This is a genomic window from Streptomyces sp. NPDC058525 (assembly GCF_042719495.1).
Lineage (GTDB): Bacteria > Actinomycetota > Actinomycetes > Streptomycetales > Streptomycetaceae > Streptomyces.
This window is the reverse complement of the sequence record NZ_JBHXNP010000016.1, coordinates 50329-73963: the sequence shown is the minus strand read 5'-3', so window position 1 is coordinate 73963 and position 23635 is coordinate 50329. Positions and strand designations below refer to the sequence as shown.

The following is a 23635-nucleotide window of genomic DNA, read 5'->3' as shown; positions in this document are numbered from 1 at the left end:
GGCACGCGCGGAAGTACGCCCGCCGGGCCGGACGCCGACGGGTTCTCGCTTCGTCACCCGCGCTTGAACCATTGGTTACCGGCAGGTAAGTCGTGGCTCAAGGATGGGCCAGAACCAGCCAATATCTATTTGGCTTCTCCATCAGAAATTTGCGAACGAGTTTGTGACCCGTCACAAGTTCTCGTGGGCGTCGTACGCCGTGAGGGCTGCGTGCACCCGTGCCAGATCAGCCGGCCGGGTCGCGTCGAGGCCCGTCAGAGCGGTGATCCGCCGCAGCCGGTAGTCCAGGGTGTTGGGGTGGACGCTCAGCCGCTCCGCGGTGGAGCGCCGGTCCATGCCGCCGGACAGGTAGGCCCTGAGCGTCTCCAACAGCTCCGGCTTCCCGGCCAGCGGTGCGAGAAGCGAGGAGAGCTGCGTCAGTGCGGGCCCGGGACGGGTCAGCTGGTACTCCAGCAGCACGTCCGCCAGCCGGTACAGTCCCGGCGGGCGGCCCGACGCTTGGGCGACCTTGCGGACCTCGCCGGCCAGCCGTGCCCCGTCGCGCACCCCGTCCGGCGCTGCGATCACGATGCCCGCGGTGATCGCAGCGCCGGAGCCCCGGGTCATGTGCCCGAGGACACCGTCCGCCCAGTCCGCCACAGCCTCCGGCACGTCACCCGCCGACGCCGTGGCACGCTCACCGGCCGGCCCGCTCGGAACCGGCAGCAGCGCCAGACCACCGTCCACGGACAACGCCGACAGCACCGTACCCGGCACGTGGCGCTCCAGCTCCATCCGTAGCCGCCGCAGTTTGCGGCGCCCGGCGACCACCGGGTCCACGCCCGGAGTCCGCTCTTCCAGATGCGCGCCCACAGACAGGCTCAGCACCACGAACCGCGCTGGCAAGCGGATACCGGCTCGGTCGGCCGCTTCCTGTGTGGGCGAACCCGCCAGCAGCGCGTCCAGCAGCGCCTGCTGCGCGAAGTGCTCGACGCCGAACGCTGCCTGCCGCTCCTGGAAGTACCCCCCCACGCCCGCCGCCGTGACTCTCTGGAGGTACTGCATCAGCACGCGGTTCAGCGTGAGGATGCCCTGGACGTCCTTCGGCCCCACCATCGGCGACAACGTATCGAGCACCACCTGCGCGCCCAGATGGTAGGCACTGATCACCGAGTCGAGAACCAGCCCCTCCTCGGCACGGTGAGCCGCCGACTCCCGGATGAGGGCGAGCTGCTCACGCCCCGGCAGCTCCCCGGTGCGCAGCACCTCGGCGAAGCCCTGGATGCATTGGTACGCCACCCGGGTGATCTCGTTGCGCAGTTCCTCCGACGGCAGCGCGCTGTAGGCGGGCAACTGGCCCGCGAGTTCGTCCACCACGCGCCTGGCAAGGTCGCGGGAGTGCGCCGAGAGCTGCCGGTGCACAGGGATTCCACCGAAGGAGATATCCGCGAGTTTGAGATCAGTCACAGAATCACTGTGGCAGGCGGTATGCGTTCAGTGGCAGATATGAAGTCCGGTCAAAGCGATAAACGATCACAGCGGTGCCAGGGCACTGCCCGTCCTCAGAGATCGGCGGTGTCCGGCGTCGCGCTCCGGGCGACTGGGGACATCGACGGTAGGTACCCGGGGGCCAAGGCATCGTGGCCGAGGTCGCCGGCTCAGGTGGAGAGGGGCTGTTCGGCCCAGATGCACTTGCCGTGCGGCGTGTAGCGGGTGCCCCAGCGGTGCGCCATGGCGGCGACGAGCTGGAGCCCGCGGCCGCCCTCGTCCGTGTCGGAGGCGTGCCGGATGTGCGGCGTGGTGAGGCTCCCGTCCGTGACCTCGCAGATCAGGCTGCGGCTGCGGAGAAGTCGCAGCCTGATGGGGCCTTTGGCGTGTCGGACGACATTACCGACCAGTTCGCTGACGATCAGTTCGGTCGTCATGGTCAGGTCCTCCAGGCCCCAGGCTTCGAGCTGTTCACGGACGTGGTCACGGGCTTGCCCGGCAGCCTTCGGGTCCTCTGGCAGCGACCAGTTGGCGACGGCCTCCGGCGCGAGGTGTCGGATGCGGGCGATGAGCAGGACGGCGTCGTCGTTCCCTGGGCCCGGCGAGGCAGGGGACAGGGCCGACAGCACCGAGTCACACAGGGCCTCCGGCTCGCGGGCGCGGCCGTCGTGGAAGGCCGCGGCCAGGGTTCGCGCGAGGTGTGACAGGCCGACGTCGATGTCCCGGTTAGAGGCCTCCACCAGCCCATCGGTGTAGAGGACGACCAGGCTGCCGTCCGGCAGTTTTGACGTCGTGGTATCGAACGGCGGAGCCGCCACACCGAGCGGCGGGTTCGCTGCGATGAGGGGGAAGGTGACGGTGCCGTCGGGCGCGACGATCGCCGGTGACGGATGGCCGGCGCTGACAAAAGTGAATTCGTGGTCGACCGGGTCGAAAACGCCGTACAGGCAGGTCGCCAACGAGTCCTCCCCCAGGTCCGCGACGATGTCGTTGAGCCGGCCGAGGATCTCGTCGGGCGGCAGTTCGAGGTCGGAGAGCGTCCGCACGGCCGTGCGCAGTCGGCCCATCGTCGCGGCCTCGGCCATGCCGTGGCCCATGACGTCGCCGACGACGAGGGCCACGCGTTCGGCGGACAGGGGGATGACGTCGTACCAGTCCCCGCCGACCTCGGCCCCGTGCCCGGCCGGAAGGTAGCGTGCGGCGGCGGCGACGGCGGCGACGGACGGCAACTCCCTAGGCAGTAGCGCGCGTTGCAGTTCCCGGGCGCGCTCGGTGGCTGCGTCGTACAGACTCGCCCGTTCCAGGGCCTGTGCGATCAGGCCGCTGAGCTCTTCGAGCAGGCTGCGTTCCTCCTTGCTGAACGTGTGCGGCCGTGCGTAGGAGACGACGCAGACCCCCACCCGGCCCGAGGCGATTAGCGGCAGAAAGGCCTTCGCCATCTTCCCGGTATGGGCTGCGAACGCGGCTGCCTGCGGGTACCGGAGGCTGTACTCGTCCGGCGATTCGATGAAGGACGGGGAGCGGCGTAGCAGCGCTTCCGCGCCGGGGTGCGCGCTGGCGACCGTGAACGGTAGTCCGTCGAACTGGTCCAGGAATGCCCGGGAGTAGCCCTTCGAGCCGACCACCCGCAGGCGGTCGTTGTCCACCGTCACGATGAGCAGGCCGTCCGCCCCGAAGTGCGGCATCAGGCAGCCTGTCACCGCAGTGACGACGTCGTGGACGCTGAGGGCCTCGGAGAGGGACCGGGTGAGCGCGCCCACCAGCGCGGCCCGGTCCGCTGCCGTCCGTTCCGCGTCCGTCCGCTCGGCTTCGCGTAGACGCCGTTCGGTGATGTCCGTGCAGTAGAGGGTGAGCCCGCCCGGTACAGGGACCAACCGCACGTGGTACCAGCGGTCGCTGTCCGTGCCGGGCACGTCGAATCCGGTCGGACTGCCCGTGAGGACGGCCTCGCGGCATCGCTCCTCCAACCGTGGGACACCCTGGATGGCAGGCAGGTCCCACAGCACTCTGCCGCCAAGGCTCGACGAGGAGCCGAGCAGGTGCGCGGCGGCGACGTTGACGAACTCGATCCGCCAGTCGCTGCCGACGGACAGGAAGCCGTCGGTCATGTGACGCAGCGCGCGCCCCAACGGCTCCAGGGCGGCATGCGCCTCGGTGGTGTCCTGCAATGTGCCCTTCAACCGAACGGCCTGCCCCTCCGCGTCCGGGTCCACCTGGCCCAGGGCCCGGATCCAGACATAGGCGCCGTCTGCGGAGGCCATCCGGTACTCGGCGTCGAAAAGCCCGTGGCTGAGGATCGCCACCTCCGCCCCGTGCACCACGTACGGCTGGTCGTCGGGGTGGATGAGATCGGCCCAGCGCTCGACGAGGCCGGTGCCGATCCAGTTGATACCGAGTGCGGTGGTGAAGGCCGGGTCGACGGTGAAAACCCCGCTGTCGAGGTCCCACTCCCAGGCCCCGCCCCGTGTTTCCCCGCGCGCCTGCCGTTCCGGTACGTCGGACGAGGTCAGAAGCGCCGGGGAAAGCCCCTCCGGCCTGGGCACGGCCAGACGCAGCCGTCCCCCCGCCCACCTGGCCACGTCCTCCATGAACGCCCGGTCCTCGGGGCAGGGCTCACCGGACGGCGGGGTGATCAGGGACAGCGCGCCGAGCGGTCCCTGCGGTCCGGGGAGCGCCACGGCCGCGATACCCGAGCCAGCCGGGAGGCCACAGGGTTCGATGGTGACCGGCGGCTTCCCGAGCAGCTGCTCGGGAGCGTCGAGGGTGGGCAGCCAAACGAATCCGCTGCCCTCCCGCACCACGCGAGACGGAGCCGCCGTACCACTGTACGAGATCGTCTCCCACGCCCGCGTGAAAGCGCCGGGGAGCCCGCTGCTCGCGACCAGACGCATCCCGGGCCGGCGATTTCCCGCCACCGGCATGTGGGCCATGCCGCCCCAGGCTCCGAGCTCGGCCATCAGGTGATGGAGGGCGTTGAGCAGGACGTCGGTATCCCCTTGGTCCTCGTCCACGGACGCGAGCATGCTCAGCCTCTCGCCCCGTACCGTACCCAGATGGGCTCTCACCCTGCGGCCTCGCCTGGCGTTCACCTCGGTCTCCATCCCCAGGGATCTCCCCATTCTAGCGATATGACCTGAACACGGACAGTGAGGACGAGTGGGTGCTCGGATGCTCGCCTCGCGCCGGTGTGATGCGCCGACCTCGGTGGCGACCACCGAGGGTACCGAGGGCAGGTCGGCCGGCAGTGCGGTGAAGCGCTCGTCGTCACGCAGAACCAGCTCGGGCAGCAGCGCCACCAGGTCAGTCATCCCGCGACGACTCGCCCACTCATTCGGATGCGCGCAACATGATTGCTTGGTAAGGGCACGCCGGCGAGGTCGTCTGCTGGGCCCGATACCGGAACGACTTCGGAGGTGGCCGAGCCCGAACCGTGGGCTGGTACGGATGCGGGCAAGGCGGGCCCGCCGAGCAACACTGCGTGGTGATCGACACCCACGGCGAGCGGAGACTGTCGCGGCGAGTCGCCAACGACGAGAGCACTGCTCAAACTGATCGCCGACGTCCTGGCACTGGGCGAGGGCGAGCCGGTGACCTGGTCGATCGACCTCAACGCCGGCGGCGCCGCGCTGCCGACCGAAAACGGGCAGCAGCTCCCCTACATCTCGGCGCTGCCGGGTGGTGGGCAGATTCGGACGAGATCGATCAGGGCCGGGGCGACCTGCTGAGGGTTTGAGGTGAGCCGCCACAGGCTCTGGACGATCTTCATCGCGTCGAAGCGGTTCTCGTGCTTGATCCGTTCCCTGGCGGTGGCATGCAGTTGCTGCGCGACGCGTTCCGCGATGGGGGGATGAGTGGCGGCGATCTCGGCGAGCAGCACAAGGGCCTCGACGCTTCCCGGGGTCTGATAGACCTCGAGCGCGCTGCGCGCCGTCAACTCCAGCAGCTCCGAGAGGACTTCTTCTGGGTCCCCGGTGACCCGCCACAGTGCCCGGGCCCGATCCACGGCGTCCCGCGGCGCATCGGACCAGAATTCCGGCTTCCCGCTCAGCGCCGCGTGGAACATCCCCCGCAGCCGGTCCGCCGCAGACGCCCCGAAAGAGCCGCCGAGCGTGACGCAGGCGCGGAGCAGGGTGGGCGCGGTGAGCTGAATGCTCGGTTCGGGGAAGCTGCTGTTGTCGGGCGAGCGCAGCAGAGTGTGTAGAGGCTCGTTGTCTCCGGTGAGGACGTGGTACTCGAAGGGGCTGATGCAGGCGAGGTCCCCGTCGAGCCCGTTGATCAGGTTTCTCAATCGTTCGCGTAGCCGTTCGCGGTGGGCGGCGAGGCACCGCTGTCCATCCGGAGCAGGGCGTGCACGGCCACCATCAACGTATCGTCGTCATCAAGGAGTTCGATCAGTCGCGGGACGACCTGGCCTCCGTCCTGATGCCATTGGCTCAGGACCGAATAGTACGGATGCCAGCGGTTCGCCGTCCCCCTGATCCGGGCAAGCATCGGGTCGAGGAGTACGTCGGCGTGCGCGGCGAAGGGGGGCGAGAGCCTCGGTGAGGCTGAGGTCGCTGCGGTTCCAGCTGCGGTCGATCGTACCGGTGGGGCGGTACGAGAATTCGCCGTGGGCGACGAGCAGCTCGGCGAGGGATGGCACGCAGCGCGCGTCGCCCATCCGGCTCAGTGCCCAGATGGCGTGCTCCCGGGCGAGTTCGTGGGGTTCGCCGGCCGCGGTGAGATGCGCTGCGACGAGGTCGGCCCAGGGCCGTGCGGCTGCTCCGCACATGGCAAGAACCCGCAGGGCGAAGAGACGGTTCTCCAGACGTGCGTCGTCCACGCATTCGGCCACAGTCGGCAGGAGTGCGGGTACGGCGGAGCGCCATCGGGAGATCAGGCTCGCGGCGATCCTGAGGCCGCCCTCGCGCTCTGTGGGTCCGTCGTGGCGCAGCAGCGCGTGCGCGAGGGCGAGCCGTCCGGGGAGGTCGGCTCCGAGCCGCTGGTCGGCTTCGGTGATGACGTCGACCTGAGGGGAGTAGTACTCCACGGGTGGGTAGGCCGATGTGGTTGAGGAGACGAGCAGTGCGTCGGTGGTGACGCGGGCGTACAGGGGATCGGCGTGGTCGGGCAGGGTGCGGCGTAGAGCCTCTACGGCTTCGAGTCGGACGTCGTGGCGGATTTCTTCATCCCATGCGATCCAGGCGTCGATGTCCTGGTCGATGTCGGGTTCCTCTCCCTTCCCTCCGACGGTCATGCGGTGCCGCAGCCACGCGAGTGCTTCTTCGCGTCGGTGGGCGGCGTGGCGGGCGAGCTCTCCGACGGCCAGCACGAGGCGCGCCGCCAGCCATCGGTCCGGCTCGTTGTCGAAGCGCGAGAGGAAGCGGGGGATCAGGGTGTCCGCGTGGGCGGCGGATTGCGCGAGGGCGTCGACCGCGCGGATACGGATGTTGAAGTCGTCGTCGTCGAGCAGCGGCAGCAACCCGTCGGTGGCTCGCTCCCAGGCGGCCGGCCACGCCGGGTCGACGGTGGGCCGCCACTTGCCTTCGAGGATCCGGTCGACCTTCGCGGTCGGGGCGGTGTTGCCCGTCCGCGCAATGTCGGCGATCGTCCGCAGGATCTCGGAACGCGCCGTCACCGCCGGATCCCGGGCTGCCTCGACGAGAAACGGCAGCATCTCGGCGGCCGCCACCCGCACCGAACTGCCGTCGCCGTTGGCCGCGTAGTACAGATGCGTGCAGGTCCTGTCGGCCGTGATGCGGTCGGGCGCCCAGAGCCCTGCCAACACCTCGGGCCCATACTGCTCGCCGGTGTAAGGATCGCGCACCTTCGACCAGTCGACCTGTGCGGCAAGCCGGGCCAGTCGTTGTGCTCTCGCCTCCTGTGCAGACATACCGCCGCTCGCCGCCCTTCGTCAGCCCTTCGGGGTGAGCCCCAGCAGAGGCAGGGCAAGAGGGCGATTGCCCCTGCGCCCGTCCCACGCTTCGTAGACCAGGACCTGCGGACCGGTGATCCGCAGGCCGTCGCGCAGACCGGTCACCGTCATCCCGGCCAGCTTGCGGTAGGCGTCCGAAGGCGACGGCCAGGGCAGCTCGGTCCGCCAGTTGTGGCCATAGACGGTGTCCTGGGGTGCCCGCCAGCCCGCCTCGGCGATCAGCCGGCAGCCCGCCTCTCCAGCGCGCAGTGCAGGGTCGAGATAGTGATCGCCGACCAGTTCGGCCTCCACCGTTTCGTCACTCTGCAGGAACTGCGCGTACCTGCCCGTCTGCCCGCCCTCGCTGATGATCAGCACCGATCCGGCGGTCAGCGAGGCCAGCTGTTCGGCGAGCCCTTCACTGAACCCCTCCCACCTGGTCACAGCAGCCCCTCCTCGTCCATCTGCCGAAGCTCTTCGTCGAGGGACAGCCGTTTGTTGGTCACCAGCTCCAGGTACACCGAGCCTCCCGCGCGCTCGAGGACCAAGGTGGTGTCGGCACCGGCCCAGTGGATCGCAGCATCGGTGCCCGGCTTGCGGTCCGTCGGTTCGCCCAACGACGTGCGCAGCGCGGCGGCCATCCTCGCGAACGCGTCCAGGGTCTGGGCCCATTGCCCCGCGTAGTCGGTCAGGCGCAGCCGAACCCGCTCAACCATCTTCTCGTCCTGCACTCTCCCGCGACGGGACGAGGCGCGGCCGGCCCTCTCGAACCCGGTGTCGAGCAGGTCCCAGCGCGGCCAGATCATCAGCGCCCGACGAGTGAACTGCGTCGACCGCCTCGCACTCGGCGTAGCCCCCAACTCCCACGTACAGTCCAACGACCGCAACTGTCCCGCAAGTTCAACAACCCTGGCATCACTCAACGCACGCCATTGCGTCATACGCTCCCAGAGGCGCGGCGCCTTCACCGCCCGACCCCTGTCCTCCTCACCCTCCACGCGGCCACCCCGCACAAGACGGATACTTTGCCGATCATGACACACCGCCGTTCCGCCCGGATCAGCACCAGATGAGCCACCTGCACGGCACCGTCCGAGCAGTCCCCGAAGACCCGGCCGCGCCCCGGCGAGGAAGGCAGTTTCCAGGTCAGTGAGGGTTGCACTGGCTCGGCGGATTCGTTGTTCATTGATCTGTTCGGCGCGTTTGATGGTTTCGTCGACGTCGTGGCGGGCGGCCTGGTGCTGGTCTTGTCCCGGGCCGTATCCATGAGCGATTGACCTCGCTTCGCCAGGGCCTGTGGCCGTCGTGTCCCCGTGTACTTCGGGGTGGGCCGTCGCGTGACGCGAGACGGCCCGTCGGACGAGGTGCATTCGACGGGCCGTCTCGAACGGTCGAGGACCATGCGGGGTCAAGCGTGCGGGAAGACCGTCAGAGAGCGCAGAGGGCGTCGATGGCGGCGTTGGTCAGGTTGGCCACTCCGGCCCCTGCAGGGCCGGCCATGTTGTACTGGTTGGTGGCGACGGCGGCCTGGGCGCCGTCCTCACGCGTGAGGATGGCGGTGTAGTAGCCGTAGATGGCGCCGCCCTTTGTCCAGACCTTGCCGCAGGTGCCCGGGCCGTTCACCACTTCGTGGGCGAGCCCGAAGGACATGTTGGACTGGCCGGGGTACGGGACGAGGGTCTTGAGCTGATCCGTCATCGCCGCGGAGAGCAGGGTGCCGTCGAGCAGCGCTTCGTGGAGAGCCGCCAAGTCGTCCAGGGTGGACACCATCGCGCCGGCCGCACCGGAGAACTGGACGTTCAGGGTGGTGACGTCGACGTAGGGGCGCTCGCCCCAGTAGTAGAGGGGAACGGCGTACCCCCGGACGTGGTTGCCGTAAAGCTTCGGATCCGACGTGGGGTAACTCGTGCCGGTGAGGCCCAGTCGGTCGATGAGGCGGGTCTTCACCTCGGCAGCCGGCTCGTTGCCCGTCACCGACTTGATGATCATCCCGAGCAGGATGAAGTTGGTGTTGCTGTACTTGACACTCGTACCGGGCGTGAACAGCGGTGCTCGCTGCATGGCCAGCTGCACCAACTGCGCAGGCGGAAATGGCTTGTTCGGGTTGTTGTACGCGTCCGCGTAGACCCTGTCGAGGTATTCGGGCACACCTGAGGTGTGGTTCAGCAGCTGGCGGATCTTGATCTTCTTGCCGTCGTTGCCGTTCCCGGTCACCACGCCCGGCAGCCACCGGTCCACCGTGTCGTCGAGCGACAGCGAGCCCTGATCGGCCAACATCATGGTGACGGCGCCGATGAACGGCTTGGTGTTGCTCCCGATGCGCACCTGTGCCTTCGGGTCCGTCGGCGTCCGGTTGGCCCGGTCGCCGACACCCGCTGTCAGGTACTGGCTCGCTCCGTCCTTGCGGAGCAGCGCGGTGGCACCCGGGTACCCGGCAGTGACTGCCGCATTGAGTCCATTCTGCATCACTTGGTCGGCAGTCTGGGTCGACGCACCGTGAACTTGCCCGGCAGCCGTGACCGTGAGCGCGACCGCCACGGCCAGGGCCGCTCCTGCCTTGCGAGTGAATAAAGAAATAGTCATTGAAATCTCCTTGGTCCGCTGTTCGGCTGCTCTTTAAGGAAGGATTGTCTATGAATGCAATGCAGGGCGAGGTGGCAGATGTAGCATCGCCTCGAACGGTCGTGGTGGGATCTTGGGGCTGAGGCTTTGGGGTGACCTCCTCAGCCCGGCCGGAGTGCAGTCGAGCGCCGGTCCGGCATTTTAGTCCGGAGCGCCAACTCGGCTATCCCGGCCGCGGACTGCGTGATCTCCACAGCGGAGGGGCCCGAATACGACATAGCAACAAGGTAGTAATATCCATCAGGGTTTCTGGCGCACCACACTCGAAACGGCTTCTGAGGCAGGCCCAGGCCAATCACTGCTGAACCGCAGGCAGTTCCGCGAGCGGCGGAGCCGCACTGCGGCTGTCCGGCAGGTCAGTTCGTGACGGTCGGCTTCTCCGGCGCCAGTGAGTTGCCCGCGGGGATCTTGCCGCAACTTGTGGGGGAGGTCTTGCCCGCGAAGCGGTCGTCCAGCCAGTCCATTGCACGCGGTGCCCAATACGGCATGGCGCCGATGTGGCTGAGCAGGTTGTACTGCTCGTACCTGATCGACGTGTTGCCGGTGGCGCAGTACTGGCGGGCCAGTGCCCGTACGTCGCCGGCGACCATGACGCCGTCACCCGTGCCGATGCCCGGCGGGCTGTTGAACGTTCCCTCGAGCGGGCCCGCGTTCCCCTGCGCGATGAATCCCGGGACGGTCGGGGTGGCGGCCTGGCCGAGGTTGACCTTGTTGACCGCCTCGACGAAGGCAGGAATGGAGTTCGGGTCCTTGTACTGAGGCTTCACCAGGTCCTTCCAGGTCATCCCGGGATAGTGGCCCAGCGCGTCGATGATCGAGCCGTGTTCGAGCTCGTCGTAGACCTTGAGGCCCTTCTCGCTGAGGTAGGGCTTGATGTCTATGTCGTAGGCACGGCTGACGCCGATGACGGCCATGGGGATGACGCCGTTCCAGACCAGGGCTCCGTCGAGGTACTTCAGGTTGTGGGCCGGCGCGACGAGAAGTCCGGCCTCGGCGAAGCCGACGAGCTGCCTGTTCACCTCGGGCGCGTACGCAGGGGCCAGGGCCGCCGCCCAGTTGGTGGCGATGGCCCCGCCGGAATATCCGAGCAGGCCGAACTCCGTAGCACCGTGCAGGCCGGTCTCCTCGGCGCGGGTGCTTGCCCGGATCGAGTCCAGGGTGTTCGTTCCGTAGCCCGGGCCCGCCGCGAACTCGGCGGACTGGCCCTGGGTGTCCGGGATGACGAGGTTGTAGCCTTTGAGCAGCAACGGCGCCATGATGAGAGACTCGGCGTTGGCGATGAGGCCGCCGAGGGAGACATCACCGGCGATGGCTCGGGAGGGGCCGTCCTCCGGATCGAGCGAGTCGTAGAACGACTGGTACGACACGGCCCTGCTGCCATCGCCCCGGTGACTACGGACGACCGTCGTCACGTTGGCCGAGGGCCGGCCCTGGGCGTCGGTCGAGCGGTAGAGCAGCTGGATGGCTTTCACTGGCGTGGGGATGCCGAGGACGTGGTAGTCCAGCGTCCGCGTTTTCAGCACGTCACCCGGTTGGTACGAGGACAGCGGCTTGCTGCCGTCGTAGCGGTAGAACGGGTCGGGCACCCGGGTTTCCGTCTGTGTGCGTGTGACGGGCGCGGCCGTGGCCGCCGACGCTGTGCCGGCGGTGAGGGTGGCAGCGACTGCGGTGGCCAGCAGGCCGACGGTTCTCCGGTTCATGATTCCCCCGTGTGTGAAACAGGACAACTTCCCTTACTTGTCGGTAAGTTACCGGAGGTAACGTCACCGTGCATAGGGGTCTCCGAGCAGAGTTCGGGCCTGGAAGCGCAGGCGCCGCAGCGCCCTCCTGAGCAGTCGTCGCTGATTCGGTTGAGGGTCAGCCGTAGAGCAGGTCGATGTCCTCCTGGTATGTGTGGGAGATGGCCGCCCGTTTGATCTTGAGGGACGGGGTGAGCAGGCCGCGTTCCTCGGTGAAGTCGCCGGCCACGATCCGCACCCGTCGGATCGACTCGGCCCGGGAGACCGACTCGTTGGCCTTGCCGACGGCCGTTCGGATCTCGTCGATCACGGTGGCGTGTACCGGTATCGCGCTGTCGACGGCGATGTCCGTGCTGCCGGAGGCCTGTTCCTCGCCCCCGTGCGGCAGATGGGCGAGGTGCTGCTCGACGGCCTCGGGGTCCAGCGTGACCAGGGCCGCGACGTACGAGCGGCCGTCACCCACGAGCATGCACTGGCTCACGAGCGGGTGGGCGCGCAGCCGGTCCTCCAGTGGGGCCGGGCTGACGTTCTTTCCGCCGCTGGTGACGAGGATCTCCTTCTTGCGGCCGGTGATGGTGAGGTAGCCGTCCGCGTCCAGGCGGCCGAGGTCGCCGGTGGCGAACCATCCGTCGCGCACTGCGGGTGTGCCGTCAGGGGTGTCCGCGTCGAGGTAGCCGCCGAAGACCTGGCAGCCGCTGAGCAGCACCTCGCCGTCGTCGGCGATCCGTACGGATGAACCCGGAACGGGCTGGCCGACGGTTCCGGGGCGGGGCGCCAGCGGCGGATTGACGGTGGAGGGGCCGGAGGTCTCGGTGAGGCCGTAGCCCTCGTAGATCAGGACGCCGGCTCCGGCGAAGAACAGCAGCAGTTCGGGGGAGAGGGAGGATCCGCCGCTGATCGCGTATCTGACCTTTCCGCCCATCGCCTGGCGCACCTTGCGGTAGACCAGCGCGTCGTACAGGAGGTGGGCCAGTCGCAGGCGGAGCGGGGCCCGCGGGCCTTCCCCGGCGAGGGCGGTCAGTTCGTACATTGCGTAGCGGACGGCGATGTCCACGGCCCTGTCGTACACGCGCGCCGCGCGCCGGGCCTGGGCCTCGACCCGGCCCAGGTGGTGGATCTTCTCGAACAGGTACGGGACTCCCGCCAGGAAGGATGCGCCGAAGCCGGCCAGGTCGGGCCGGAGTTCGGCCGGCTTCAGGGAGGGGCTGTGGCCGATCCGGATGCGGGCGCGTACGCAGGCTATCTGGATCATCCGGCCGAGGACGTGGGCCAGTGGGAGGAACAGCAGCGTGGACGGGGGTTCGTCGGAGACCGCTTCGAATACGGGTTGCAGCAGGGCCTGGCAGTTGTTTGCCTCGTCGAGGAAGTTGCCGTGGCTCAGCCGGCAGCCTTTGGGGCGGCCGGTGGTGCCGGAGGTGTAGATCAGGGTGGCCTCGCTCGCCGGGGTCAGGGCGGCGCGCCTGTGGTCCAGCTCGGAGTCGGGTACGGTCGTGCCGCACTTGGCGAGGCCATCCGCCGCCCCTTGGTCGAGCCGCCACAGAGGGACGGGCCGGCCGAGGCGTTCGAGCGCTTCGGCGAGGACGGTGGCGCATGACTCATCCTCCGCGACGACCGCAGCCGCGTCCGAGTCCCGGATGATCCACTCGGCCTGCTCGGGCGAGGCAGTTGGGTAGACCGGGACGATGGCCGCGCCCGCCGTCCAGGCTGCGAAGTCCAGCAGTGTCCACTCGTACCGGGTGCGGCTCATCAGGGCGATCCGGTCGCCGGGGCCGATCCCCGACGCGATCAGGCCCTTCGCCACGGCGGCCACCTCGGTGGCGAAGGCGGCCGCGGTGATGTCGCGCCAGTCGCCTCCGGCGGCCTTGCGTGAGATCACCACGGCGTCGGGCGCTTCGGCGGCGTTGCGGAACGGCAGGTCGGCGAGGCTGCCCTCGGTCTGCGGTGCCACCAGGTAGGGGGTGCGGGCCTCGACGTGGTGCTTGCCGTCGCGGGTGACCTCGACCGGTGCCCGGTCCCGTAGGTGCGCGGCGCGTTCGGCTCTGGCGATGGGAAGTGGCATGAGCGGCTCTCCCTGTAGGGAACGGGCGGGGGCAGTTGGGGGCCGGGGCGGGCGGATCAGCGTTCGAGCAGGGCGGTGATGCCCTGGCCGCCTGCCGCGCAGATCGAGATCAGGCCGCGCACAGGGCGTTCCCCGGTCTCGGCTGAGAGCTCGTGGAGGAGTTTGGCGAGGGTGGCGGTGATCCGGCCGCCGGTGGCGGCGAACGGGTGGCCGGCGGCGAGCGAGGAGCCGTTGACGTTGAGGCGGTCACGGTCGACCCGGCCGAGCGCGCCGCTGAGTCCGAGGCGGGTGGTGCAGAAGTCCTCGTTCTCCCAGGCCTTGAGCGTGGCGAGGACCTGGGAGGCGAAGGCCTCGTGGATCTCGTACCGGTCGATGTCGCCGAGCTTGAGGCCGTTGCGCTCCAAGAGCTGGGGCACCGCGAAGACCGGGGCCATCAGCAGGCCGTCCTCGCCGCGTGTGAAGTCGACCGCGGCGACCTCGGTGTCCACCAGGTATGCGAGCGGCTCCAGGCCGTGCTCGCGCGCCCAGTCCTCGCTTGCCAGCAGCACGACGGACGCGCCGTCGGAGAGCGGGGTCGAATTGCCTGCCGTCATGGTGGCGTCCGGTCCGGCGTCCGTCCCGAACACCGGCTTCAGCCGGGCCAGTCTCTCCGACGTGGAGTCCGGGCGCAGGTTGTGGTCCCGGGGCAGGCCCTTGAAGGGGGTGACGAGGTCGTCGCAGAAGCCGCGCTCGTAGGCGGCGTGCAGCCGCTGGTGGCTGGTGGCGGCGAGCTGGTCCTGTTCGGCGCGGCTGATCTGCCACTGCCGGGCCGTCAGGGCGGCGTGATCGCCCATCGAAAGGCCGGTCTGCGGCTCTGAGTTGACCGGGATGTCGGGGACGATGTGGCGCGGGCGGACGCCTCCGAGCAGCGCACGCAGCTTGTGGCCGGTGGTGGGGGCGTACTGCGCCTTCAGCAGGACCTTGCGCAGTTCGTCGTTGAGGCCGATCGGGGCGTCGCTGGTGGTGTCGACACCGCCGGCCACCGCGCACTCGGTCTGACCGAGCGCGATCTTGTTGGCGGCCAGCGCCACCGCCTCCAGACCGGTGGCGCACGCCTGCTGGAGATCGTAGGCCGGTGTGGCCGGGTCCAGGCGGCTGCCCAGGACCGTCTCGCGGGCCAGGTTGAAGTCCCGGGCGTGCTTGAGCACGGCTCCGGCGACGAACTCGCCGAGCCGCACCCCGCCCAGGCCGAAGCGTTCCACCAGGCCGTCGAGGGCGGCGCCGAGCATCTCCTGGTTGGAGACGCCCGCGTACGGCCCGCCCGCGCGGGCGAAGGGAATGCGGTTGCCGCCGAGGATCGCCACACGGCGAACGGTCCGGGTCATCGTCTCTCTCCGAGGGGTAAGGGGTGGCGCTGAACAGCACACAGGGTATTTACTCTTCAGTAAACTTACTAGGTGGTAAGGAGCCTGGTTTCCATGACTGACCTTCTGCAGCAGTTCATCTCCAGCCGCGCGGGCCGATCCGTGCTGCGGCGCGCGGGTGTGCCCGTCCCCGCAACGCTCACCCGCCGTCAAGCGGGCGAACCGCACGTCCCGGGCCCGGTGGTCGTCGGGGGTACCGACCGGGGCCGGCTGCGGGCCCAGCTCAAGGGCGCCCTCTCGGCGGCCGGAGCCGACGTCCTGACCGCGGAGAACCAGGCCGGGCCACGCCCCGCCGCCCTCGTCTTCGACGCCACCGGCATCACCGGGACAGACGGCCTCGCCGCGTTGTACGAGTTCGCCCACCCTCGGGTTGCCCAGCTGGTGCAGGGTGGCCGGGTGGTGGTCATCGGCGACGCACCCGGTGAGGCGGGGGACGCCGGCGAGGCGCTGGCGGCTCAGGCGCTCGAAGGCTTCACCCGTTCGCTCGGCAAGGAGCTGCGCGGCGGCGGTACCTGCCAGCTGCTCCAGGTCACCGCCGGTGCCGAGGACCGGATCGAGTCCCCGCTGCGATTCCTCCTCTCGCCGCGCTCGGCATACGTCTGCGGCCAGGTCGTCAAGGTCACCCCGGCCGCCGGGCCGGCCGCGCCCGACTGGGACAGCCCGCTGCGAGGCACCGTTGCCGCGGTCACCGGCGCCGCGCGCGGCATCGGCGCCGTGGTGGCCGAACTGCTCGCCAGGGACGGTGCCGACGTCGTCTGCCTCGACCTCCCCTCCCAGAGCGCGGAGCTGGAGCGGACGGCAGCCCGGATCGGCGGCACCGCCCTGCCCGTCGACATCACCGACCCCGGTGCGCCCCAGCTCATCACCGCCCACCTGCGTGAGGCGTTCGGCGGCGTCGACGTCTTCGTGCACAACGCGGGCATCACCCGGGACCGCACCCTCGCCCGGATGAGCCGCAAGGAGTGGGACTCCGTCCTCGACGTCAACCTCGGCGCAGTCCACCGGATCACCGAGGCCCTGCTCACCCATGGTGAGGGCGGCCCGGTGCTGCGGGACGGCGGCGCTCTGGTGTGCACGTCGTCCATCGGCGGCATCGCCGGCAACCGGGGCCAGACCAACTACGGCGCCAGCAAGGCCGGTCTGATCGGCCTGGTGCGCGCGCTCTCACCGGTGCTGGCCGCACGCGGCGTCCGGATCAACGCGGTCGCGCCCGGCTTCATCGAGACCGACATGACCGCCCGGATGCCGCTCATGGTCCGTGAGGCGGGCCGCCGGATGAACAGCCTCGGCCAGGGCGGCCTGCCCGTGGACGTCGCCGAGACCGTCGCCTGGTTCGCCGCCCCCGCCACCGCCGGCGTCACCGGACAGGTCCTGCGGGTCTGCGGCCAGTCCCTGCTCGGCGCCTGACCCCCTCTTCAGCCCATATCTCAGGGAGGCCGACCCGTGCCCGACCCCAGCATCCCCACGACGCCCGGCGTCCGCCGGTTCGACCGGCCGCCCGGCGTCATCCCCTCGTACCTGCGCGCTGTGGCCCGGGCTCGCGCCGGGCGGACGGGCCGGCCGCTGCCGGATCGGCGGGCCGTCCTGCCGGACGTCACCGCGGATCCGGCCCACCTTGCCGCGTACGCGGAGGTGTGCGGCTTCCGGCAGGACGGCACCCTGCCCGCCACCTACCCCCACCTGCTGGCCTTCTCCGCGTCGCTGGCACTGATGACCGAACCGGACTTCCCGCTGCCGCTGCTGGGTCTCGTCCACACCGCCAACACCATCACCACCCGGCGGCCGATCGGCGTCGGAGAACAGCTTTCGCTGGAGGTCCGCACGGCCGACCTGCACCCCCACCCGCGCGGGTCGCTCTTCGACGTGATCTCCACCGTCCACGCCGGACCATGCGCGGAGGAGGTCTGGGCGTCCCGCAGCAGCTACCTGTTCCGGCACCCGACGGACCCGGCAGCTGCCGCTCCCGCATCAGAACCCAGTCCGGAACCCGCCTTGCCTCGCGCGCAGTTCGAACCGTGGCGGCTGCCGGCCGACACCGGGCGGCGGTACGCCGCCGTCAGCGGCGACCGCAACCCGATCCATCTGCACCCGTGGACCGCCCGGCTCTTCGGGTTCCCCCGGGCCATCGCCCACGGAATGTGGACCAAGGCCCGGGTGCTCGCGGCCCTCGGCGACGATCTGCCCGAGGCCGCGGAGATCGAAGTGTCGTTCCGGGCCCCGGTTCCGCTGCCGGCCAAGGTCCGGCTGTCGACCGCCGCCTCGACAGGCTGGACGGACCTCGCTCTGACCGATGCGGCCGGGCAGCGCGTGCATCTGCGCGGCAGTGTGACGGCCCGGTGAGTACCTGACCGGGCGTCCGCCGCCCGGTCAGGAGCCCGCGGCCGGGGGGAGGCCGGACCCTTCCCCTTCACCGCGGCGCTCCAGGCCGATCCACATCAGGTTCATCAGCCGCCGCGCGGTGGTCTCCGGCCGCTCGCCGGGCACGGTCAGTGCCCAGTCGGCCAGCGCGTCGGCAGCTCCCACCAGCGCGTGGGCGATCGCCGCCGCCTCCCGGCGTAGCGCCGCATAGCCGGCGCGCCCGCCGCCGGGTGCATCGGCCTCCAGCGACTCGCGCACCAGCTCGGTGACGGTGTCGACGATCTCGCCCCGTGCGCGCGCCAGCTGCTCCGCCACCGGGCCGCTCTGCGAACGGGCCTGCTGGTAGAGCACCATCCAGCTGGCGCGATTGGCCTCGACGTAGGAGAAGAAGGCGGTCAGCCCCTGCGCGAGACGCTGCCCCGGTTCGTCGGCCGGAGCCCGGGTCGCCGCTCCGATGGTGTCGACGAGGCGGTCGGCTTCGCGCGCGATGCAGGCGCTGAAGGTCTCTTCCTTGGACCCGAGATACAGGTAGAGCAGGGGCTTCGAAACCTGGGCGCGTTCGGCGATCTCGTCCATCGAGGTCGCGTGGAAACCACTCGAGGAGAAGACCTGCACCGCGGCGTCGAGCATCTGCTGCTCGCGCACCTTGCGCGGAAGTCGTTTGCGGCTGGGCTGCGGATCCATCTTGCGAGGATATCCGACTCGTGCGTAACCTTACTCAGAGGTAAACTTACTCCGGAGTAAGAACCGGGGTTGACGAGATGGGGACACACGCCATGACATCCCTCAGTGACCTGGACGTCGCGAACCTCGACTTCGCCGGGATCTCCCCGCAGGAGTTCGCGCAGCTGGTCAAGGACACCCCCAAGCGCGCCCTGGCCGACATCGCCACGGGCACCTCCCGGCAGCGGATCCTCGACGAGGTGTTCCGCCGGATGGAGAACGTGTTCAAGCCGGAGGTCGCCGGCCGGCTCAACGCGCTGGTCCGCTGGCGGATCAGCGACTCCGGGCACGAGGACGCGGTCTACGAGACCGCCATCGCGGAGGGCACCTGCAAGCTCTGCGCCGGCGTGAGCGACGCCGAGCCGCGGCTGGGGCTCACCCTCACCGCGGCCGACTTCCTCCGCCTGGCCTCCGGGAACGCGAACGGCGTCACCCTCTTCATGACCCGCAAGCTCAAAGTGGTCGGCGACCTCGGCCTTGCCTCCGGCCTGACCCGCTACTTCGACATCCCCAAGGCCTGACAGCGCCGCGCCACGACTCACCTGCCAAGCACTGCACACACGCCCGGAGAGCCCGATGAGCTTCAACCTCGACCTGACCGACGACCAGACCGAACTGCGGGACTGGGTCCACGGCTTCGCAGCCGACGTGATCCGCCCGGCCGCCTCCGAATGGGACGAGCGGGAGGAGACCCCCTGGCCGATCATCCAGGAGGCGGCCAAGATCGGGCTCTATGGCTTCGAGTCGCTCGCCGAGATGTGGGCCGACCCGACCGGCCTGTCTCTGGCCATCGCCAATGAGGAGCTGTTCTGGGGCGACGCCGGGATCGGCATGTCGATCTTCGGCACCACGCTCGCCGTGGCGGGCATCTTCGCCAGCGGCACGCCCGACCAGGTCCTGGAGTGGATCCCCCAGTGCTACGGCGACGAGTCCGACCCCAAGCTCGGCGCGTTCTGCGTCTCCGAGCCCGGCGCCGGGTCCGACGTCAGCTCCATGCGCACGAGGGCCCGCTTCGACGAGGCCACCAACGAGTGGGTGCTCAGCGGCCAGAAGGCATGGATCACCAACGGCGGCATCGCCAACGTCCACGTGGTGGTCGCCTCCGTCGACCCCGCACTCGGCGGGCGCGGCCAGGCGGGCTTCATTGTGCCGCCCGGCGCCAAGGGACTTGAAGGCAACCGCAAGATCAAGAAACTAGGCCTGCGCGCCTCGCACACCGCTGACGTCTTCCTCGACGAGGTCCGCATCCCCGCCGACTTCGTCCTCGGCGGCAAGGACAAGCTCGACGAGCGCCTCGCCCGGGTCCGCGAGGGCAGCGCCGCCAAGGCCCAGGCCGCGATGGCCACCTTCGAACTGAGCCGCCCCACCGTCGGCGCCCAGGCCCTCGGCATCGCCCGCGCCGCATACGAGTACGCCCTCGAATACGCCGGCCAGCGCGAGCAGTTCGGCCGCCCGATCCTCCAGAACCAGGCCATCGCCTTCGCCCTCGCCGACCTGAAGACGGAGATCGACTGCGCCCGCCTGCTGATCTGGCGGGCCGCCTGGATGGGCCGCAACGACCGCCCCTTCACCGCCGGCGAGGGATCCATGTCCAAGCTCAAGGCGGGCGAGGTCGCCGTCGCCGCCACCGAGAAGGCCGTCCAGATCCTCGGCGGCGCCGGCTACAGCCGCGAGCACCCCGTGGAGCGCTGGTACCGCGACAGCAAGATATACACCATCTTCGAAGGCACCAGCGAGATCCAGCGCCTGGTCATCTCCCGCGCCATCTCCGGACTGCCGATCAAGTGAATCCCCTCCCCGCCCAATGGCCCGCCCGCCGTGTGGCCGGGGACCTCTTCGGTTGCACGGCACTCGGCCCGGAGCAGTTCCTCGCGTCGCCGAACGTACGACGTCCGTATCCGCCGTCGAGCGGCTCGAGTTGCGCGGCACACACCCCCGCGGTGAAGCGGCTCCAAGTGCCGAGTTTCTCCGTAGCGCCCACAGCGAGCACCGCCACAGCGTCCCGCTCCTGCGGCGAGTACGCGGAATCGGTGCTCTCATTGCCGACCCCGCGTTCGGACGGCCGCGCGGTAGATCAGTAGGGCGATGTCGTCGTGGCAGCTGCCCTGGTCGATCCCATACACGCCGGGACCTGGGCCCTTCAGGGCGCCTCGCGGGGAACCCCGTCGCGGTGGCAATCGTGGCCCCTAGTACAAGGGGCTCGGCTGGACTCCGCGGCCTGGCTGTGCGTCGCGCTGCTCCCAGCGAACGTGAAGCCGGCCTATGACTGGTGTCGCGGACTCGCCCGGCTTCGCGGGACACGGCGTGCCCAGCGGTACCGGACGGGCACCGGAGTCCGCACGGCGCCACCGGCTGCACGGTTGCCTGACCGCGGTGATGAGCGGGTGCCGTGGAATCAGGTTGGGAGGGGCTGCTCGGTCCAGATGCACTTGCCGTTCAGTGTGTAGCGGGTTCCCCAACGGTGGGCCATGGCGGCGACGAGTTGCAGCCCTCGTCCGCCTTCGTCCGTGGGGGAGCTGTGCCTGATGTGCGGTGTGGTGAGGCTCCCGTCGGAGACCTCGCAGATCAGGCTTCCGCCGCGGAGGAGCCTCAGCCCAATAGGACCCTTGGCATACCGGACGACGTTGCCGACCAGCTCGCTGACGATCAGCTCCGTCGCCATGGTCAGGTCGTCGAGACCCCATGTGCCGAGCTGTTCACGGACGTGCGCACGGGCCTGCCCGGCAGCCTGCGGATCCTTCAGCAGTGACCAGTCGGCGACGGCCTCCGGCGCGAGGTGTCGCGTCCGGGCGACGAGCAGAACGGCGTCGTCGCCGTGTGGTCCCTGCGTGGTGTCGGTCAGGGCCGACATCACGGAGTCGCATACGGCGTTCGGCTCCCCACCGTGGCCGTCGCGGAGGGCGGTGTTCAGGGTTTGTTCGAGTCGCATCATGCCGGCGTCGAGGTCACGTGTGGGGGTCTCTACCAGCCCGTCGGTGTAGAGGACGACCAGGCTGCCGTCCGGCACGTCTGCTGACATAGTCTCGAACGGCGGAGCCGCCACACCGAGCGGCGGGTTCGCTGCGATGAGGGGGAAGGTGACGGTGCCGTCGGGCGCGACGATAGCCGGTGACGGATGGCCGGCGCTGGCGTAGGTGTAGTCGCGGCGTACGGGGTCGAAAACGCCGTACAGGCAGGTCGCGAACGAGTCGTCACCCAGGTCCGCGACGATGTCGTTGAGCCGGCCGAGGATCTCGTCGGGCGGCAGTTCGAGGTCGGAGAGCGTCCGCACGGCCGTGCGCAGCCGGCCCATCGTCGCGGCCTCGGCCATGCCGTGGCCCATGACGTCGCCGACGACGAGGGCCACGCGTTCGGCGGACAGGGGGATGACGTCGTACCAGTCCCCGCCGACCTCGGCCCCGTGCCCGGCCGGAAGGTAGCGCGCGGCGGCGGTGACGGCAACCGTACTTGACAACTCCCGTGGTAGCAGAGCATGTTGCAGCTCACGAGAGCGCCTGGTGGCTGCGTCGTACAAGCTCGCCCGCTCCAAGGCCTGTGCGATCAGACCGCTGAGCTCATCCAGCAGGGCTCGCTCTTCCTGGATGAACGTGCGTGGGTGCGCATACGAGACGACGCAGACTCCCACCCGACCCGAGGCGGTCAGTGGCAGGAAAGCCCACGCCATCTTCCCTTCGAGCGCTGGGAATCCGGCCGACTCCGGGTAGCGAACGCGATAATCGTCCGCCGATTCGATGAAGGACACCGAGCGTTGGAGCAGCGCGTCCGCAGCGGGGTTCACGCCCGCGAATGGCAGCCCCTGGAACGCGTCGAGGAACGCCTGGGAGTAGCCCTTCGAACCAACCAGCCGCATCCGGTCGTTGTCGACCATCGCGATGAGCAGGCCGTCCGCACCAAAGTGAGGCAGCAGGCCGTCCGCGACTGCGGTGACGACGTCGCGGACGGTGAGAGCCTCGGCCAGAGACCGGGTGAGCGTCCCCACGAGGCCGGCCCTGTCGGCTGCCGCCCTGGCCGCGTCTGCCCGTTCGGCTTCGCGCAAGCGGCGTTCCGTGATGTCCGTACAGTAGATGGTGAGCCCGCCGGGCACGGGTACGAGCCGCAGGTGGTACCAGCGGTCACTGTCTGTCCAGGGCGCGTCGAAGCCGGTCGGACTACCTGTGAGGACGGCCTGGCGGCATTGTTCCTCCAGCCTGGGGACCCCATGGATGGCTGGCAGGTCCCACAGCAGTCTGCCGCTGAGACGCGACGTGGAACCGAGCAAGTGCGCGGCCGCGATATTGACGAACTCGACCCGCCAGTCGCTTCCTACGGACAGGAAGCCGTCGGTCATGTGGCGCAGGGCGCGCCCCACCGGCTCCAGGGCGGCATGGGCCTCGGTGGTGTCCTGCATGGTGCCGGTCAGCCGGACGGGCTGCCCTTTTGTGTCGAGTTCCACATGGCCTTGCGATCGGATCCAGACATAGGAGCCGTTGGCGGAGGCGATGCGGTACTCGGCGTCGTACGGCTCGTGGCCCAGGATCGCCTTCTCGGCGCCGTGTACCACGTATGGCTGGTCGTCGGGGTGGATGAGATCGCCCCATTGCTCAACCAGGTCGATGCCGGGCCAGTGGATGCCGAGAAGCGTCGTGAAGGCCGGGTCGACGGTGAAGTTCCCGCTGTCGAGGTCCCACTCCCAGGTGCCGCCTGCCACTTCCGCACCTGTGAGCCCCGGCTCCGGCGGGCCGGCATCAGTGACCAGCGCTCGGGACAACCCCTCTGGCCGGGGTGCCGCCAGACGCAGCCGTCCACCCGCCCACCTGGCCACGTCCTTCATGAACCCTTGGTCGCGGGGGCTGGGCTCGCCGGATGGCGGGGTGATCAGGGACAGCGTGCCGAGTGGTCCCTCCGGTCCGGGGAGCGCCACGGCGGCAATGCCCGAACCGGCTGGGAGGACGCAGGGGCCGACAGAGGCAGGCGGCTTGCCCAGCAGCTGCTCGGGCATGTCGACGGTGGGCGACCAGATGACTCCGCAGTCCTCCCGCATGACGCGGGAGGGAGTCGCCGAGCCGCTGTAGGAGATCGTCGCCCACGCCCGGGTGAAGACTCCGGGGAGACCGCTGCTTGCGACCAGGCGCATTCCGGGCCGGCGATTCCCGGCGAGCGACAGGTGGGCCATGCCGCCCAGGGCTCCGAGCTCGGCCGTCAGGTGGTGGAGCGCGGCGAGCAGGATGCTGGTGTCTCCCTGGCCGTCGTCCACGGACGCGAGCAGGTCAAGCCGCCCACCCTGTGTCGTTCCCCGTTGCCTCCTCGCCCATCGCTCTTGCCTGGCGTCCACCTCGGTCTCCGTCCGCAGTAGCTTCACTATTCTAGGCAAGTCGCGTCAAACACGGACAGT

The 23635-nt window shown here is 69.6% G+C and carries 16 protein-coding genes; 4 read left to right on the top strand and 12 right to left on the bottom strand.

Features of this window, described 5'->3' with window-relative positions; all coding sequences use genetic code 11:
• Nucleotides 1-171: 171 nt before the first annotated feature.
• The 10 genes from ACFWP3_RS11215 to ACFWP3_RS11170 form a co-directional block, all read right to left on the bottom strand.
• The gene (locus tag ACFWP3_RS11215) at nucleotides 172-1446 is read right to left on the bottom strand and encodes a PucR family transcriptional regulator (protein ID WP_384218795.1); all 1275 of its coding nucleotides are present in this window, start codon (nucleotides 1444-1446) and stop codon (nucleotides 172-174) included.
• Between the two features lie 191 nt (nucleotides 1447-1637).
• A complete protein-coding gene (locus tag ACFWP3_RS11210; protein ID WP_384218793.1) occupies nucleotides 1638-4478 on the bottom strand; it encodes a SpoIIE family protein phosphatase in 2841 nt (946 codons plus the stop codon).
• A gap of 644 nt (nucleotides 4479-5122) precedes the next feature.
• Entirely contained in the window at nucleotides 5123-5755 is a 633-nt protein-coding gene (locus ACFWP3_RS11205; RefSeq protein WP_384218791.1) for a hypothetical protein, read from the bottom strand.
• A gap of 90 nt (nucleotides 5756-5845) precedes the next feature.
• Nucleotides 5846-7339, bottom strand: a complete 1494-nt coding sequence (locus ACFWP3_RS11200) for a hypothetical protein (protein WP_384218788.1) — start codon at nucleotides 7337-7339, stop codon at nucleotides 5846-5848.
• Between the two features lie 21 nt (nucleotides 7340-7360).
• On the bottom strand, nucleotides 7361-7804 hold the full coding sequence (locus ACFWP3_RS11195; protein WP_384218786.1) for a hypothetical protein: 444 nt from the start codon (nucleotides 7802-7804) through the stop codon (nucleotides 7361-7363).
• Nucleotides 7801-8166: a DUF6301 family protein gene (locus tag ACFWP3_RS11190; RefSeq protein WP_384218783.1), complete on the bottom strand. Its 366-nt coding sequence runs from the start codon at nucleotides 8164-8166 to the stop codon at nucleotides 7801-7803. Before ACFWP3_RS11190 ends, ACFWP3_RS11195 begins: the two co-directional genes overlap by 4 nt.
• 622 nt (nucleotides 8167-8788) lie before the next feature.
• Complete coding sequence (locus ACFWP3_RS11185) at nucleotides 8789-9826, bottom strand: serine hydrolase domain-containing protein (RefSeq protein WP_384218781.1); 1038 nt, start codon at nucleotides 9824-9826, stop codon at nucleotides 8789-8791.
• A 512-nt stretch (nucleotides 9827-10338) separates the two neighbouring features.
• Entirely contained in the window at nucleotides 10339-11682 is a 1344-nt protein-coding gene (locus ACFWP3_RS11180; protein ID WP_384218778.1) for a lipase family protein, read from the bottom strand.
• A 157-nt stretch (nucleotides 11683-11839) separates the two neighbouring features.
• Nucleotides 11840-13780 carry an AMP-dependent synthetase/ligase gene (locus tag ACFWP3_RS11175; protein WP_384218775.1) on the bottom strand — a complete coding sequence of 647 codons (1941 nt, stop codon included), beginning with the start codon at nucleotides 13778-13780 and terminating at the stop codon, nucleotides 11840-11842.
• 56 nt (nucleotides 13781-13836) lie between these two features.
• On the bottom strand, nucleotides 13837-15144 hold the full coding sequence (locus ACFWP3_RS11170; RefSeq protein WP_384218773.1) for an acetyl-CoA C-acetyltransferase: 1308 nt from the start codon (nucleotides 15142-15144) through the stop codon (nucleotides 13837-13839).
• A 93-nt stretch (nucleotides 15145-15237) separates the two neighbouring features.
• Between ACFWP3_RS11170 and ACFWP3_RS11165 the strand changes: the two genes are divergently transcribed.
• Both ACFWP3_RS11165 and ACFWP3_RS11160 read left to right on the top strand, forming a co-directional pair.
• On the top strand, nucleotides 15238-16590 hold the full coding sequence (locus tag ACFWP3_RS11165; protein WP_384218771.1) for a 3-oxoacyl-ACP reductase: 1353 nt from the start codon (nucleotides 15238-15240) through the stop codon (nucleotides 16588-16590).
• Nucleotides 16591-16626: 36 nt separating this feature from the next.
• On the top strand, nucleotides 16627-17523 hold the full coding sequence (locus ACFWP3_RS11160; protein ID WP_384218768.1) for a MaoC/PaaZ C-terminal domain-containing protein: 897 nt from the start codon (nucleotides 16627-16629) through the stop codon (nucleotides 17521-17523).
• A gap of 27 nt (nucleotides 17524-17550) precedes the next feature.
• On the opposite strand, the gene ACFWP3_RS11155 is transcribed toward ACFWP3_RS11160, so the two are convergent.
• Nucleotides 17551-18225 carry a TetR/AcrR family transcriptional regulator gene (locus tag ACFWP3_RS11155; protein ID WP_384218766.1) on the bottom strand — a complete coding sequence of 225 codons (675 nt, stop codon included), beginning with the start codon at nucleotides 18223-18225 and terminating at the stop codon, nucleotides 17551-17553.
• A 92-nt stretch (nucleotides 18226-18317) separates the two neighbouring features.
• Here ACFWP3_RS11155 and ACFWP3_RS11150 point away from each other — a divergent pair, with 92 nt between their 5' ends.
• Nucleotides 18318-18785: an SCP2 sterol-binding domain-containing protein gene (locus tag ACFWP3_RS11150; RefSeq protein ID WP_384218764.1), complete on the top strand. Its 468-nt coding sequence runs from the start codon at nucleotides 18318-18320 to the stop codon at nucleotides 18783-18785.
• A gap of 55 nt (nucleotides 18786-18840) precedes the next feature.
• Nucleotides 18841-20052 carry an acyl-CoA dehydrogenase family protein gene (locus ACFWP3_RS11145; RefSeq protein ID WP_384218762.1) on the top strand — a complete coding sequence of 404 codons (1212 nt, stop codon included), beginning with the start codon at nucleotides 18841-18843 and terminating at the stop codon, nucleotides 20050-20052.
• Nucleotides 20053-20659: 607 nt separating this feature from the next.
• On the opposite strand, the gene ACFWP3_RS11140 is transcribed toward ACFWP3_RS11145, so the two are convergent.
• Nucleotides 20660-23497 carry a SpoIIE family protein phosphatase gene (locus ACFWP3_RS11140; RefSeq protein ID WP_384218759.1) on the bottom strand — a complete coding sequence of 946 codons (2838 nt, stop codon included), beginning with the start codon at nucleotides 23495-23497 and terminating at the stop codon, nucleotides 20660-20662.
• Nucleotides 23498-23635 lie beyond the last annotated feature (138 nt).